The organism is Klebsiella sp. 4_1_44FAA, assembly GCF_000238715.1.
Lineage (GTDB): Bacteria > Pseudomonadota > Gammaproteobacteria > Enterobacterales > Enterobacteriaceae > Klebsiella > Klebsiella pneumoniae.
The window spans coordinates 365,993-380,736 of record NZ_JH414798.1; the positions used below are offsets into that span (position 1 = coordinate 365,993).

The 14,744-nt window shown below is 55.2% G+C and carries 16 protein-coding genes, 3 tRNA genes and 1 pseudogene; 13 read left to right on the forward strand and 7 right to left on the reverse strand.

Annotated elements, in window-relative coordinates; translation table 11 throughout:
• From pgsA to HMPREF1024_RS23745, 6 genes are all read left to right on the forward strand, one after another.
• A partial coding sequence (gene pgsA, locus HMPREF1024_RS23770; RefSeq protein ID WP_187079287.1) for a CDP-diacylglycerol--glycerol-3-phosphate 3-phosphatidyltransferase occupies positions 1-489 on the forward strand: 489 nt, incomplete at its 5' end.
• Positions 490-639: 150 nt separating this feature from the next.
• Positions 640-715, forward strand: a tRNA-Gly gene (locus HMPREF1024_RS23765).
• Between the two features lie 40 nt (positions 716-755).
• A tRNA-Cys gene (locus HMPREF1024_RS23760) sits at positions 756-829 on the forward strand.
• 13 nt (positions 830-842) lie between these two features.
• A tRNA-Leu gene (locus HMPREF1024_RS23755) sits at positions 843-929 on the forward strand.
• Positions 930-1,156: 227 nt separating this feature from the next.
• On the forward strand, positions 1,157-2,038 hold the full coding sequence (locus HMPREF1024_RS23750; RefSeq protein ID WP_009307526.1) for a dihydrodipicolinate synthase family protein: 882 nt from the start codon (positions 1,157-1,159) through the stop codon (positions 2,036-2,038).
• Between the two features lie 98 nt (positions 2,039-2,136).
• Positions 2,137-2,805 carry a YecA family protein gene (locus HMPREF1024_RS23745; RefSeq protein WP_004141106.1) on the forward strand — a complete coding sequence of 223 codons (669 nt, stop codon included), beginning with the start codon at positions 2,137-2,139 and terminating at the stop codon, positions 2,803-2,805.
• A gap of 24 nt (positions 2,806-2,829) precedes the next feature.
• On the opposite strand, the gene tyrP is transcribed toward HMPREF1024_RS23745, so the two are convergent.
• Positions 2,830-4,041: a tyrosine transporter TyrP gene (gene tyrP / locus HMPREF1024_RS23740; protein ID WP_004891013.1), complete on the reverse strand. Its 1,212-nt coding sequence runs from the start codon at positions 4,039-4,041 to the stop codon at positions 2,830-2,832.
• A 191-nt stretch (positions 4,042-4,232) separates the two neighbouring features.
• On the opposite strand from tyrP, the gene HMPREF1024_RS23735 reads away from it, so the two are divergent.
• On the forward strand, positions 4,233-4,472 hold the full coding sequence (locus HMPREF1024_RS23735) for a YecH family metal-binding protein (protein ID WP_004175410.1): 240 nt from the start codon (positions 4,233-4,235) through the stop codon (positions 4,470-4,472).
• 35 nt (positions 4,473-4,507) lie between these two features.
• On the opposite strand, the gene ftnA is transcribed toward HMPREF1024_RS23735, so the two are convergent.
• Positions 4,508-5,005 carry a non-heme ferritin gene (ftnA, locus tag HMPREF1024_RS23730; protein WP_004141101.1) on the reverse strand — a complete coding sequence of 166 codons (498 nt, stop codon included), beginning with the start codon at positions 5,003-5,005 and terminating at the stop codon, positions 4,508-4,510.
• Positions 5,006-5,062: 57 nt separating this feature from the next.
• On the reverse strand, positions 5,063-5,242 hold the full coding sequence (locus tag HMPREF1024_RS0125440; protein ID WP_020324969.1) for a hypothetical protein: 180 nt from the start codon (positions 5,240-5,242) through the stop codon (positions 5,063-5,065).
• A gap of 170 nt (positions 5,243-5,412) precedes the next feature.
• Here HMPREF1024_RS0125440 and HMPREF1024_RS23725 point away from each other — a divergent pair, with 170 nt between their 5' ends.
• Positions 5,413-6,051, forward strand: coding sequence for an RpiB/LacA/LacB family sugar-phosphate isomerase (locus HMPREF1024_RS23725; protein ID WP_002911528.1), 639 nt, complete (start codon positions 5,413-5,415; stop codon positions 6,049-6,051).
• 48 nt (positions 6,052-6,099) lie between these two features.
• Here HMPREF1024_RS23725 and HMPREF1024_RS23720 read toward each other — a convergent pair whose 3' ends face one another.
• Positions 6,100-7,521, reverse strand: coding sequence for an MFS transporter (locus HMPREF1024_RS23720; RefSeq protein WP_004148871.1), 1,422 nt, complete (start codon positions 7,519-7,521; stop codon positions 6,100-6,102).
• Positions 7,522-7,671: 150 nt separating this feature from the next.
• Between HMPREF1024_RS23720 and HMPREF1024_RS23715 the strand changes: the two genes are divergently transcribed.
• Positions 7,672-7,923 (forward strand): DUF2766 family protein, encoded by a 252-nt coding sequence (locus tag HMPREF1024_RS23715; RefSeq protein ID WP_002911524.1) that lies wholly within the window; start codon positions 7,672-7,674, stop codon positions 7,921-7,923.
• 37 nt (positions 7,924-7,960) lie between these two features.
• Here the strand turns inward: HMPREF1024_RS23715 and HMPREF1024_RS23710 are convergent, their stop codons facing one another.
• Positions 7,961-9,472: an MFS transporter gene (locus HMPREF1024_RS23710; RefSeq protein ID WP_002911522.1), complete on the reverse strand. Its 1,512-nt coding sequence runs from the start codon at positions 9,470-9,472 to the stop codon at positions 7,961-7,963.
• A 65-nt stretch (positions 9,473-9,537) separates the two neighbouring features.
• On the opposite strand from HMPREF1024_RS23710, the gene HMPREF1024_RS0125445 reads away from it, so the two are divergent.
• A complete protein-coding gene (locus HMPREF1024_RS0125445; protein ID WP_004148869.1) occupies positions 9,538-9,696 on the forward strand; it encodes a succinate dehydrogenase in 159 nt (52 codons plus the stop codon).
• 70 nt (positions 9,697-9,766) lie between these two features.
• On the opposite strand, the gene HMPREF1024_RS23705 is transcribed toward HMPREF1024_RS0125445, so the two are convergent.
• Positions 9,767-10,276 (reverse strand): non-heme ferritin-like protein, encoded by a 510-nt coding sequence (locus HMPREF1024_RS23705; RefSeq protein ID WP_004175413.1) that lies wholly within the window; start codon positions 10,274-10,276, stop codon positions 9,767-9,769.
• Positions 10,277-10,710: 434 nt separating this feature from the next.
• Positions 10,711-10,806: pseudogene (locus HMPREF1024_RS31015) on the reverse strand (hypothetical protein); the annotation flags it as partial.
• A 361-nt stretch (positions 10,807-11,167) separates the two neighbouring features.
• Between HMPREF1024_RS31015 and HMPREF1024_RS23700 the strand changes: the two are divergent.
• The 3 genes from HMPREF1024_RS23700 to araH all read left to right on the forward strand — a co-directional run bounded on the left by HMPREF1024_RS23700 (position 11,168) and on the right by araH (position 14,720).
• Positions 11,168-12,148, forward strand: a complete 981-nt coding sequence (locus HMPREF1024_RS23700) for an arabinose ABC transporter substrate-binding protein (RefSeq protein ID WP_002911518.1) — start codon at positions 11,168-11,170, stop codon at positions 12,146-12,148.
• A gap of 62 nt (positions 12,149-12,210) precedes the next feature.
• Positions 12,211-13,725, forward strand: a complete 1,515-nt coding sequence (gene araG, locus HMPREF1024_RS23695) for an L-arabinose ABC transporter ATP-binding protein AraG (RefSeq protein ID WP_009307527.1) — start codon at positions 12,211-12,213, stop codon at positions 13,723-13,725.
• Between the two features lie 14 nt (positions 13,726-13,739).
• Positions 13,740-14,720: an L-arabinose ABC transporter permease AraH gene (araH, locus tag HMPREF1024_RS23690; protein WP_002911507.1), complete on the forward strand. Its 981-nt coding sequence runs from the start codon at positions 13,740-13,742 to the stop codon at positions 14,718-14,720.
• Positions 14,721-14,744: the final 24 nt, after the last annotated feature.

The following is a 14,744-nucleotide window of genomic DNA, read 5'->3' on the forward strand; positions in this document are numbered from 1 at the left end:
GTGCTGGCGTTTTATCTGCCCTTTAGCTGGGCGCCGTTTGCCTGCGCGCTGATCTTCTTTGTTGCCGCGGTAACCGACTGGTTTGATGGTTTCCTCGCTCGTCGCTGGAATCAGAGCACCCGTTTTGGCGCCTTCCTCGACCCGGTTGCCGATAAAGTCATGGTGGCTATCGCCATGGTGCTGGTTGCCGAACACTATCACACCTGGTGGGTCACGCTACCGGCGGCGACCATGATTGCCCGTGAGATCATTATCTCCGCGCTGCGTGAGTGGATGGCGGAGCTGGGGAAACGCAGCAGCGTGGCGGTCTCGTGGATTGGCAAAGTGAAAACGACCGCCCAGATGACCGCCCTGGTATGGATGCTGTGGCGTCCTTATCCGTGGGTGGAGTGGGCCGGGATCGCGCTTTTCCTCGTGGCGGCGGTGCTGACGCTGTGGTCGATGCTGCAGTATTTGAACGCGGCGCGCGGCGATTTGCTTGATCAGTGATCGTTTCGCCGTTATTTTCAGCAAACGATACAAAGTTGCGAAAAATACCGTTGACTCACCGCGAGAGATAAGTAGAATGCAACGCATCGAACGGCGGCACAGTCTTCCAGACGATAACAAAATCAAGTGATTAGCAAATAACTTGATGATGCGGGAATAGCTCAGTTGGTAGAGCACGACCTTGCCAAGGTCGGGGTCGCGAGTTCGAGTCTCGTTTCCCGCTCCAGATTAACAGCATCGGCAGTTGCGGGTGCTTCAGTATTAAAGGCGCGTTAGCAAAGCGGTTATGTAGCGGATTGCAAATCCGTCTAGTCCGGTTCGACTCCGGAACGCGCCTCCACTTTATATCCCGAGCCCGGATGGTGGAATCGGTAGACACAAGGGATTTAAAATCCCTCGGCGTTCGCGCTGTGCGGGTTCAAGTCCCGCTCCGGGTACCATTGGGAAATACAGAATAATCAAAGCAATAAGCAGTGTCGTGAAACCACCTACGGGTGGTTTTTTTGTTTCTGTACTTTCGCTTTCTGATACCTTTCCCGCCAGCCTGACGCCACGGCGTTTTTCGGTTAACTCTGGCCTTACAGTCAATTTCTCATTTGTCCCAGGACAAAACGATCGCGCCTTGCTACTATCAAACGGACTCTCAGCCCAGCCTACCGGAGGCAGCATGTTCAGTGGACTTTGCGCATTTCCTTTGACACCTTTGCATCAGCAAGATTTTGATGAAAAAGCGTTTATTCGTATTCTCGCCCGTCTTACCGATGCCGGAGTCGACTCTCTGGGCATCTTAGGTTCAACCGGTAGCTACGCTTATCTCAGCCGTGAGCAGCGCAGACGAGTGGTGCAGGTGGCGAAGACGCATGCGGGGTCGATCCCGATGATGGTCGGCGTCGGCGCCATTGCGACTAACGAGGTGCTACGCCTGGTGGAGGATGCTCAGGAGGCAGGGGCGGATGCGTTATTACTGCCGATGATGTCCTATCAGCCGCTTTCCGCGGAGGAGATCTTTGCCTTTTACGAAGAAGTCTGTCGGCATGTCTCGGTGCCGGTTTGCCTGTATGACAATCCCCGCACTACCCACGTAATGCTGGCGGATGAACTGCAGGGGCGCATCGCCGCCTTGCCGGCCATTGCCTCGATTAAAATTCCCGGCCTGCCCGCGCCACAGGCGAGCGAACGTGTAGCGGCCCTGCGTCAGCATCTTCCCTCTCGCGTTACGCTTGGCGTCAGCGGCGATGCGTGGGCCACTGCCGGGTTGCAGGCCGGCTGCGAAGCCTGGTATTCGGTCTGCGGCGGACTCTTTCCCCGCTGCTCACTGGCGCTGGTAAGAGCGATACGTAGCGGCGATGTGGCGCAGACTGCGGCACTGAATGAGCAGCTGGCCCCCCTATGGCGATGCTTTGATCGCTATGGTGGTAGCCTGCGAGTGATAGCCAGCGCCGCAGCGATGCTCGGACTCTGCGATCCAGACTCGCTTCCCCGTCCTTTGCTTTCGTTAGGGGAGGAGGCCTGTCGTGAGGTGGCGTCGGCGCTGCGCGGCCTGGCCTGATCGCGTATCGTTGACACCGGCGCAATAGGTATCGCCGGGTGGCTTTCTGTCGGCAATTCGGCTACTGTAGGCCCGATTTTTACCATGCGAGCCTGTGAATGAATACCGGACCTTTGAACGAAAACGAACTGGAATGGCTGGATGACACTCTGGCGAAATACGCCGCCGAAGGCGCCATTCTGGATGTCTCTGAACTGGATGGCCTGCTGACGGCGATCCTCTCTGCGCCGACCGACATCGAACCCGCTCAGTGGCTGCTGGCGATTTGGGGCGGGGCGGATAATGTCCCGCGCTGGGCCAACGATCGCGAGCGCGATCGCTTTGTCAATCTGACGCTGCAGCATATGAGCGATATCGCCGAACGGCTGGAGTCTTATCCCGATCAGTTCGAACCGCTGTTCGGCACCCGCGAAGCGGAAGGTCAGGAGCTGACCATAGTTGAGGAGTGGTGCTTTGGCTATCTGCGCGGCGTGGCGCTGAGCGACTGGTCGACGTTGCCCGCTGAACTCCAGCCGGAGCTGGACGCTATCGCGCTCCACGGCAGCGAAGAACAGTTTAGCGCGCTGGATAATCTGACGGCGGATGAATTTATCGCCAGCATCGAGCGTATCACGCCGGCGGCGCTGGCGCTTTACCAGTACTGGATAGCGAATCCGCAGCCGGTGGAGGCCCCGCAGCCAATAAGAAATGAAGCGAAAGTCGGACGCAACGATCCCTGCCCATGCGGCAGCGGTAAAAAGTATAAGCAGTGTTGCTTAGCGAAATGAACAAGGGGCCAGCAGGCCCCTTTTTTATCCCACCGCGGGCAACAACCCGGCAGCGATGCTGAACTGAATAGCCACGATGCCGATCCCGCACAGCAGAACCAGCCATAGCGTCGGTGCGCCGCCGGCGACCCGCCAGGTAGCCTGCGGATGCTCTCGGCGACTCTTCATGACCAGCAGGGCCGGCATTATCAGCGCCAGCACGGCTAATGCCACCCCGGCGTAGCCGAGGGCCATGACGAAACCGCGGGGATAGAACAGGGCGAACGCCAGCGGCGGCAGGAAGGTGATTATCCCGCTCTGCAGACGCCCGCCGACGCTGTTTTTACGCTGAAACATATCCGCCAGATAATCAAACAGGCCGAGCGAGACGCCGAGGAATGACGTCGCCAGCGCAAGGTCGGCAAACAGGTGAACGGCCAGCTCCACATGCGGTGACGCCACCACTTCGCGGATCGCCTCCAGCAGGCCGTTCAGACCAGCGTTATTTGCCAGCATGGCGGTAAAGGCCGGGGCGTCGATACTGCCCAGCGTCGCCAGCTGCCAGAAAATATAGGCCACCAGAGGAATAAAGCTGCCGATGATAAATACCCGGCGCAATTTGCGAATATCCCCCCCCAGATAGCTGACGATGCTCGGGACGCTGCCGTGAAAACCAAAGGAGGTGAAAATCACCGGAATGGCCGACAGGGCCAGGCCTTGCTCAACCGGCAGCGTCAGAAGGTTCACCTGATGAATGTGCGGCATCAGCAGGGCCAGCATAATCACCAGGAAGACGATTTTGGCGCTAAACAGGAAGCGATTGAACAGATCCACCAGCGCAGTGCCAATGCACACTACCGCCCCGCCGAGGAGGGTGAAGATCAGTACGCCTGCGGCCGGTGGTAGCTGCCAGTCCAGCCACTGGTTGAGGCTGGAAGCGAGTAATTCACCGGCGCCACTGATATAGGCTGCCGTGAGGGCGTACAGCAGAAACAGCATGCAGAATCCGGTAACCCACTGCCCATAACGGCCCAGATAGCGCGCCGCCAGAGAACCGAGCCCCATATCGGCAGGGACATGCTGGTAGACTTCCAGCAGCAAAAGGGCGGTATAGCACATCAATGCCCACAAGGTGAAAAGTAAACCCAACGTGACGGTAAAGCCGACGCCTGCGGCGGCCAATGGCATTGCCAACATTCCTGCACCGATGGTGGTGCCAGCTACGATTAAAATACTGCCCAGAGTGCGGTTTTTCACGCTTTTCGCTATCCCTACAGCAAATAACAATAAATTATGCCGCGCAGAGTAGGGGATATTACGGCTTTCGTCAAATCGGGATTACAAGTTGTGTAATGAAATGTTTACACAATAAGAGGGCGAAAGCCTGCGCTAGCGCAAGGCGCGGGTTGACAGTCTGGCCTAAGCTGGCGGTTTTTGCAGGAGGGGTTATGTCTTCTATTCATGGTCATGAAGTTTTACAGATGATGCTCGCCTCGGGTGAATCCTGGACGGTCGCCTCGCTGGAGGCCGCCATTCGCCGCCGCTTTGGCGAAGAGGCGCGGTTTCACACCTGTTCAGCAGAGAATCTAAGCGCCGCACAGTTGGTGGCGTTTTTAGAGAAAAAAGGCAAATTTATTGCCAGAGAGGAAGGTTTTACTACCGCAGAAAATAAGATCTGCCGACATTAAGAGGGCCGCGACACGGACTGTCGCGGCGCGGGGGATTAATTCTGCGCGTCGAGGGTAGCCAGCTCTTTATCGATAAAGTACAGACCTTCGCCGCTTTTTCCAGCGAGGGTCAGTTTATCGATCACCGATTTAAATAATTTCTCTTCTTCATGCTGTTCAGCAACATACCACTGCAGGAAATTAAAGGTCGGGTAATCCTGGCTGGTCATGGCCGCGTGCGCCAGTTCATTTATTTTTTGCGTGATCAGCTGCTCATGCTCGTAGGTCTGGCGGAACAGCTCGTCGAGTGAGGCATATTCGGCAAACGGGGAGGCGATAGCGTTGATCCGCGGCAGGCTGCCGGTGTCGGTTAGATAGTCGAACAGGCGCTGCATATGGGTCATCTCTTCCTGAGCATGGCGACGCAGGAAGGCCGCGGCGCCTTCAAAACTGTGGTAACTGCACCAGGCGCTCATCTGCTGATAAAGAAGAGAAGAATAGAGTTCAAGATTCATCTGTTCATTCAGTTTGTCAATCATGTCCGTTTTCAGCATCGTTGCACTCCTGGAATTAAATAATAGATGTTATTGGCTGCCACTATAATTTGTTATTTAATTATTTGCAAAAAGTAAATTTAAAAATGTTTTATTTAAAATGCTAATGGGAATAACACGCATTGGCAGTTTAATAATAAATGAGAATGCTTTTAATTTATTATTCATTATTGCCTGGGCGGTCAGGACTTTGTCGCCGGCGGGTGGTAAGGGAGGACGAAGCGGATTCGCCAGCATGCAGAGGGCTGAGGTCAACAGACAGGGGGAGCCTGCGAAAGTGTGAAGCACTGCGTAAATTTTAAAACAACTTTTCATAAAATTTGAAAGTTTGTTTTCAAGGTAGTAAAGTGCAGTCAACGTCAATGACATTCTGCGGGCAGGCCCGCACAGCATTCAGGAGAATAACCATGAAGATTGCACTGATGATGGAGAACAGCCAGGCGAACAAAAACGCCATCATCCTCAAGGAGCTTAACGCGGTTGCCGACGAAAAAGGATTCCCGGTCTATAACGTCGGCATGAGCGATGAGAACGATCATCATCTGACCTACATCCATCTTGGGATCATGGCCAGTATTCTGCTGAATTCGAAAGCAGTTGACTTCGTGGTCACCGGCTGCGGTACCGGTCAGGGGGCGCTGATGTCGCTGAACATCCATCCGGGCGTGGTCTGCGGCTACTGTATCGATCCGGCGGATGCGTTCCTGTTTGCCCAGATCAACAACGGTAATGCGCTGTCGCTGCCGTTTGCCAAAGGCTTCGGCTGGGGCGCCGAACTGAATGTGCGGTTTATCTTTGAAAAAGCCTTTACCGGCCGCAACGGCGAAGGCTATCCGCCGGAGCGCAAAGAACCGCAGGTGCGCAATGCCGGGATCCTCAACCAGGTCAAAGCAGCAGTAGTAAAAGAGAACTACCTCGATACCCTGCGCGCCATCGATCCGCAGCTGGTGAAAACCGCAGTCTCCGGCCCACGCTTCCAGCAGTGCTTCTTCGAAAACTGCCAGGATAAAGCAATCGAAGACTTTGTTCGCCAGATCGTCGCTTAACCGTCATCAGGGCCAGCGCCGCTGGCCCTTCCGTCGTTTATTTTTCTTCTATTTCTTCTTCTCCGACACGCTGCTGCCGGCCGTTTTGGCCAGATGCAGGCTGTCGATCATCCCTACCAGACAGATCAAGGCGATAAACACAAACGACAGGCGGAAGCTGATCCCCGGTAGTTCAGTAAGATGCAGCCAGTCGCCGACCTGCTCGCCCAGGCGAATGCCAATCGCCCCGAGCGTGATCCCCAGCCCTACCGCCAGCTGCGACGCGGTACTGAACAGCGTATTAGCATCACTCATCTGCGCGGCGGGGACATCGGCGAAGGCCAGCGTGCTTACACCGGTAAACTGGATTGAGCGAAACACCCCGCCGAGATAAAGGATCAGCATGATGGCCCAGACCGGCGTCTGCGGCGTAAGCAGCGCGCAAGCCAGCAGCGAACAGACGTTCAACGCGCCATTGATCAGCAGTAGCCGACGAAAGCCCAGCCAGCGAATGAGCGGTGTGGTGGCGGGTTTAATGGTTAAATTACCGACAAACACCGCCAGCACCAGCAGGCCGGAATGAAAAGGATCCATACCGAATCCCACCTGGAACAGCAGGGGGAGCAGAAAAGGCACCGCGCTGATGGAGGCCCGGAACAACGAGCCGCCGTACATTGTCACCCGGAACGTCGGCACCTGCAGGGCGTCGAGACGAACCATAGGCGCCGCCGCCCGGCGGAAATGACGAATGGAATATAACAGACAGCCGAAGCCAAGCGCGGCGAGAGCCAGCGTCGGCCAGATCTGCGGCTGGCGATCGCCGAGCCGCTCCATCGCGGTCACCAGACTGACCATCGCGACCGAGGTAGTGATAAATCCGCTGAGATCGAAGGAGCGCCGTTCCGTTTCGCGAATATCAGGGATAATGCGCAGCGAAAGGATGATGGCGGCAAGGCCCAGCGGGACATTGATAAAGAAGATCCAGTGCCAGCTGGCGTAGCGGGTTATAAAGCCGCCCAAAGGCGGGCCGATAATGGGGGCCACCAGCGCCGGCCAGGTCAGGGTGGCGATGGCCTTGATCAGCTGGTGTTTCGGCGTGGTGCGTAGCACCGCAAGGCGACCAACGGGGACCATCAGCGCGCCGCCGACGCCCTGAAGGATACGCATGGCGACAAAGATATGCACCTCGGTGGAGAGGCCGCAGAAGACCGAGGCAAGGGTAAAGATCGCCAGGGCGAGAGTAAAAATAGCCCGGGCGCCGAAGCGATCGGCGATCCAGCCGCTGGCCGGGATCAGGACCGCAAGGGTAATCAGATAGGCGCTGATGCCGATATTCAGTTCGACCGCGGTGACGCCAAAATCCCTCGCCATATCGGGCAGGGCGGTGGCGATCACCGTCCCGTCGAGAAACTCCATAAAAAAGGCACCTGCCACCAGCAGCGCCGGCGCTGAAAAAGCACGTTCATCGCGGGAAGAGATCGCGGTATTCATGTTGTCACTGCCATCAAGAGTGTGATCCTGTGCAAAGCGGCAGGAGACGACCCGCCAGCCAGTAGGGTAGATAAAAAAACCTGCGACGGCAGGTTTTATTATCGTTAACGATTTAGGGTACTATTACGCTCCTGAAAAAAGGAGTAATTAATGTCTCAACATCTTACCGAACACGACGAGCTGGTTTCCGATGTGGTTGCCTGCCAGCTGGTTATCAAACAGATCCTCGATGTCATTGACGTCATTGCGCCGGTGGAAGTGCGTGAAAAAATGACCACTCAGCTGAAAGCTATCGACTTCGCCAGCCATCCGGCCTCTGCCGATCCGGTGACCCTTCGCGCGGTGCAAAAAGCGATCGCGTTGATTGAGCTGAAGTTTACTCCACAGGAAGAAACGCATTAATACCAGGCCTCGCCGGATACCGGCGGGGCCTTCTTCTTTAATGGGAAACGACGGTCTGCGCAGGCGCAGGGGCAGCATCTTTGAACAATTTGCTGTTGCCCCAGCACTCTTCGTAGCGATGGCCGACCAGATCCTCCACGATAACCCGCACGTCCGGCGCAATATCGCTAATTTTGCCGCCCGCTTTTATCCGCGCGACTTCCTGCAGCACCACCAGATGGGCCTTCCGGTCCAGCTTCATCTGCTTGCTGAAGACGATGGCGGCCAGGGCTAATGCGATCACCCCGACGCAGAATACCACTGCGATAGCGGTCACCGCGCTTTCCGGTTGGCTGTGCGCTTTTGACTGGAAACCGTAGAAGCTCAGGATCGCCCCCATCGAGAACACCACAATCGAGCGCAGAATTTTTCCTGAGAAGGTCATGGCGCCGGCATAGATCCCTTCCCGCCGGCGTCCGGTGTAGATCTCATCGACATCGGCCAGGAAGGTGTAAACGGTCCAGGGTATATAGTAAACCCCGCCGGTACCCAGGCCGAACAGCACGGTAATGCCGAACATCAGCACTGTCGCCAGGCCGGACGGTAGATGGAAAAACCACAGCGAGGTATACAGCAGAACCGCGAAAATCACGATCCCCAGCGCCAGGATATAGGGTTTGCTGAAGCCCTTTTTCACGCACAGGCCGATAAACAGCGCCGTAGAGATCAGCTGCAGAATCGAGTTCAGGCTGTTCAGCCCGGCCACCATCGCTGGATCGTGTTGTAGAACGAAGATCACGAAATAGGTGAAGATGGAGGCAAACAGCCATTCCGCGCCAAAGCCGCACAGGTACATACCAAGATGTTTGCGGAATACGCGTAGATAAAAAGTCGAACGCATATCTTTCGCCAGCGACAGCAGGGTGCTCAGCAGTCCTTTTTTCGCGCTGGTTTCCACCTCTTCCCCGCGCTCACGCTCCCAGCTGCACAACCACAGGCAGGAAATAGCGACGATCAGGATCGCGCCATAGGTCAGACCGGTGAGGAAGAAAGGGGTGGCAGAATCTTTGCCATACAGCAGAATGAACTGGCCGGGAATAAACGCCGCGAGGAAGTTGGCCAGCTTACCAAAGATAGCTTTATAGCCGGTCAGTTTTGAACGCAGTGAGAAATCATCGGTCATCTCTGTCGCCAGCGTTTCATAAGGCACCATGATAGAGGTGTAGATGATCTCAAACACCACATAGGTGCTAAGGTAGTACCAGAAACTCAGGCCTTCCACCCACAGCAGCGGGTAGAACATCATCAGCGGAATACCGATTAGCAGAAAGAAACGCCGGCGGCCGAAGCGCTTGCCCAGGCGCGTTTTGCCAAAATTATCCGTCAGATAGCCCATCAGCGGGTTGCTGATAGCGTCAATGATGCTGGCGACGGAGAAGATAAATGAGGCCTCGATCAGCGTCAGGCCGCAAAAGGTCGTATAAAAATAGAGTAGCCATGCGCCGCTTATCGCCAGTGCGCCGCTCCCTAACAGATTTCCGCCGCCGTAGGCTAACTGATGGCGTAACAAGATCGGTCTTCCCTGCAGCCCTTCAGAGGCTGAAGCCGTGTATCTAGCCATAAAAAATAAACCTCGTGTTTTATATTTTTGAAACACTGTTTTTATATTTCTTTATGGTTCGTCAAAAAGTGACCGCGCTCACTAATCCCCCTTATGGGGTAACGGTGATGAGGGAATGGGATCGAGTTAAAACTTTTTTATTCTTGAAAGGAATAATAGGGGAGAAAAAATAGACGTAATGGATTAATAAACCGGGCGGGGCAGCGCAGACGCGCTCCCCCTGGCAGAGCGATAAAGGCTTGATTAATGCGCTTTCTGCGCTTCTCCAACGATAGCCATCAGACGCCGATCGGTCTGCTCCATCCCGAGACCGGCTTTATCGGCATTACGAATTTCCTCAAGCACGCTTTGCAATAGCAGGCCATCCTGCTGCTGCTCTTCCGCCAACAGCGTGAGAAACCGCCAGGTGCTGTCATCGCTTTGCGCTTTGGCTTCCTGAGCGAGACCGCTCAGCAGACGACTGCGCTGTTGGTAATCGCTCAGGGTTTGGGTAAACAGATCTTCCAGCGAGGTGCACTCAGGGTTACAGGCGTGGTCGGGATTGACGATCGGCCAGCTGCCGGCTTTTTTCAGGTAGTCAAATACGCGCATAGTGAGGGTGATGCTGCTTTGCGCGCGGGTGCGCAGAAACGTCGCGGCGCCGTCGAAGCGATGTCGGGCGCACCACTCACTTAAGTTCAGGTAAACGTTAGAGGCGTGAAACTCAAGATTCATTTGGGTGTTTAGCTTTTGTGCCATTCCTGGAACTGCCATAAAAAATATCCTTATTAACCGGGAAGGGGTTACTGGTGCGCGTCAGCGGATCCTGCGGATAACTACAAGATAAAATAGTGACACGCGGCACTGTTGCAGAATAATAAAACTCTACACATTCCGTATGAGTCGGGTATTTTTTCCATTTGCCGACGATTTAAGAATACTCGCTCAACGAAATTAAGAAAACTCTCAAGCGCGGTAATTTACGTTTTGTTACACCATTATTTGTGCAAACTACCAGGGCTGAGATTGTGCGCCGTTGGCAGGGGCTCGCTGGTTTCAGATTGGTTATAAGATATAAGTATTTGACTACGAGATTCGTCGTAGAAGAGAACGGAATAAGTTATTTCATTAGTAATGTTTCAGGTTGATGATCATTATTTTTATTTTTTGTTGCAGGCGCTTTTATCAAGAGGAATATATTTTTTCTATTCGGAATAAATTACGCCAAAGATCCGTTTTTTCGCGATATTAAGCGGGCCATGTGGCTCAGCGGTGCGAGGTGGGTTGCCATTTGAGTGGCGCACAGGCGATCGCCCGCAGCAACGCCGTCAATCGCTGATGATAACAGTGCTGTAACCCACCGTTAAACATCCTCTGACAACACAAGGATAAGCCTGCTGATGGTATAGATGATCCTGCTATGCCCCGGTAAAATTGTATGACAATTGTGTCATTTTTTATGTCATTTTTTGCTAAATGTATGTACGCAATTACTGTAATTCCGCGATGTGATAATGCTCTCGTATGGAGAAATAATTTCCGGGTATTACTACTCTAACAACGGCAGTGGGGAATGCGATTTTTCTAATGCCTTGTTTTGATGCCGATTAAATTGTTAATTCCGATTTTTCCCTACATGAAAGCGAATTAAAGCTGGAGTTTACCATGCACAAATTTACTAAAGCGCTGGCGGCCATTGGTCTCGCTGCGGTTATGTCACAATCAGCTATGGCGGAAAATCTTAAACTGGGTTTTCTGGTGAAACAGCCGGAAGAGCCATGGTTTCAGACTGAGTGGAAATTTGCTGATAAAGCAGGAAAAGATTTAGGCTTTGACGTTATTAAAATTGCGGTCCCGGATGGGGAGAAAACCCTGAATGCCATTGACAGCCTGGCGGCCAGCGGCGCGAAGGGCTTTGTCATCTGTACCCCCGATCCCAAGCTCGGGTCGGCGATTGTCGCCAAAGCGCGTGGCTATGACATGAAGGTGATTACCGTCGATGACCAGTTCGTCAATGCGAAGGGCAAACCGATGGAGAGCGTACCGCTGGTGATGATGGCGGCGAGCGAAATTGGCGCCCGTCAGGGGCAGGAACTCTATAAAGAGATGCAAAAGCGCGGCTGGGATGTCAAAGACACCGCCGTAATGGCGATCACCGCCGATGAGCTGGATACCGCGCGCCGTCGCACCACCGGCTCCATCGATGCCCTGAAGGCGGCCGGCTTCCCGGACGCGCAAATCTACCGCGTGCCGACAAAATCCAACGATATCCCGGGAGCGTTCGACGCCGGTAACTCGATGCTGGTCCAGCATCCGCAGGTTAAACACTGGCTGATCGTCGGGATGAACGACAACACCGTCCTCGGCGGCGTGCGCGCGACCGAAGGTCAGGGCTTTAAAGCTCCCGATGTGATTGGCATCGGCATCAACGGCGTGGATGCCGTCAACGAACTGTCGAAGGCGCAGCCGACCGGCTTCTATGGCTCTCTGCTGCCAAGCCCGGATATCCACGGCTACAAAACCAGCGAAATGCTCTACAACTGGGTCACCAAGGGCGTCGAGCCGCCGAAGTTCACGGCGGTGACCGATGTGGTGCTGATTACCCGCGATAACTTCAAAGAAGAGCTGGCGAAAAAAGGGCTGTAACAGCCTGATTAAACTGGCCCCCGCCGCGGCGCGGGGGCTGAGTGCAGAAGAGCGGAGTCGTTATGCAACAGTCTACCCCTTATCTCTCATTTCGCGGCATCACCATGACGTTCCCTGGCGTAAAGGCCTTGTCCGATATCAGTTTTGACTGCTACCCGGGACAGATCCACGCGCTGATGGGCGAAAATGGCGCAGGCAAATCGACGCTGTTGAAAATTCTCAGCGGCAACTATATCCCGACCGCGGGCCATCTGCAGATCGGCGGCCAGCAGATGGCATTCGCCAATACCATGGAGGCGCTGAACGCCGGCGTGGCAATTATCTACCAGGAGCTGCATCTGATCCCGGAGATGACCGTCGCCGAAAATATCTATCTCGGTCAGCTGCCGCACAGAGGCGGCATCGTCAATCGCTCGCTGCTCAACTATGAGGCCCGCCTGCAGCTGGAGCATCTGGGTCTGGATATCGACCCGGAGACGCCGCTGAAATATCTCTCCATTGGTCAATGGCAGATGGTGGAGATTGCCAAAGCGCTGGCGCGTAACGCCAAGATTATCGCGTTCGATGAGCCGACCAGCTCGCTCTCCGCCAGAGAGATCGACAACCTGTTTCGCGTCATCCGCGAGTTGCGGGAGGAGGGAAGGGTCATCATCTATGTTTCACACCGGATGGAAGAGATTTTTGCCCTCAGCGATGCCATCACCGTCTTTAAAGATGGCCGCTACGTTTGCACCTTTGACGATATGCCGAGCGTCAGCCACGACGCCCTGGTCCAGGCAATGGTAGGCCGCAATCTGGGCGATATTTATGGCTGGAAGCCTCGCCCCTATGGCAAGGAGCGGCTGCGCCTGGAGGAGGTCAAAGCGCCGGGCGTGCGCACGCCGGTTAGTCTCTCGGTGCGCAGCGGTGAAATTGTCGGTTTGTTCGGACTGGTGGGTGCCGGGCGCAGCGAACTAATGAAAGGCCTGTTTGGCGGCACGCAGATAACCGGCGGTCAGGTGTATATCGATGGCCAGCCCGTCTCCATTCGCAAACCGGCCCAGGCCATCCAGGCCGGGATGATGCTGTGCCCGGAGGATCGTAAAGCGGAGGGGATTATTCCGGTGCATTCCGTGCGCGATAACATCAATATCAGCGCCCGGCGCAAGCATATTCACGCTGGCTGCCTGATCAACAACGCCTGGGAGGCGGACAACGCCGATCAACATATCCAGTCGCTGAATATTAAAACGCCGGGCCCGGAACAGCTGATTATGAACCTGTCGGGCGGCAACCAGCAGAAAGCGATCCTTGGCCGCTGGCTGTCGGAAGAGATGAAGGTGATCCTGCTTGATGAGCCAACCCGCGGCATCGACGTCGGCGCCAAACATGAAATTTACAATGTGATCTATGGCCTCGCCGCCTCCGGTGTCGCCGTGGTGTTTGCCTCCAGCGACCTGCCGGAAGTGCTGGGCGTCGCTGACCGCATCGTGGTGATGCGCGAAGGACAAATCGCCGGCGAACTGCTGCATGAAGAAGCCAATGAACAGCAGGCGTTAAGCCTTGCGATGCCAACAGTGAGCCAGGCTGTCGCCTGAGTAAGGAGTAAATGATGTCATCAGTGACTACGTCCGGGGCTACCCGCTCAACCTTTAGCTTTGCCCGCATCTGGGATCAGTTTGGCATGCTGGTGGTGTTTGCGGTGCTGTTTATCGGCTGTGTGATTTTTGTGCCCAACTTTGCTTCATTCGTCAATATGAAAGGGCTGGGGCTGGCGATCTCGATGTCCGGGATGGTGGCCTGCGGCATGCTGTTTTGCCTGGCCTCCGGCGATTTTGACCTGTCGGTGGCGTCGGTTATCGCCTGCGCCGGGGTCACCACCGCGGTGGTGATTAATCTCAGCGAAAGCCTGTGGCTGGGGATCGCCGCAGGCCTGTTGCTGGGGGCGCTTAGTGGCCTGGTTAACGGCTTTGTCATTGCGCGCCTTAAGATCAACGCGCTGATCACCACGCTGGCCACCATGCAGATTGTCCGCGGCCTGGCCTATATTATCTCCGACGGCAAAGCGGTGGGGATCGAAGATGAACGTTTCTTCACCCTCGGCTATGCCAACTGGTTTGGTTTGCCGGCGCCGATCTGGCTGACCGTCGCCTGCCTGGTGGTTTTCGGATTATTACTAAACAAAACCACCTTTGGCCGTAATACGCTGGCTATTGGCGGCAATGAAGAGGCGGCGCGCCTGGCCGGCGTCCCGGTGGTGCGCACCAAGATTATTATCTTTGTGCTCTCCGGTCTGGTATCGGCCGCAGCGGGGATCATTCTGGCGTCGCGCATGACCAGCGGCCAGCCGATGACCTCGATTGGCTATGAGCTGATTGTTATTTCGGCCTGCGTGCTGGGCGGGGTGTCGCTGAAGGGCGGGATCGGCAAGATCTCCTACGTGGTGGCCGGGATCCTGATCCTCGGAACCGTGGAAAATGCGATGAACCTGCTGAATATCTCGCCATTCTCACAATACGTCGTGCGCGGGGTGATCCTGCTGGCGGCGGTGATCTTCGACCGCTACAAACAAAAAGCCAAACGTGCGGCCTGAATTTAAACCGAACTTTTTAGTTTA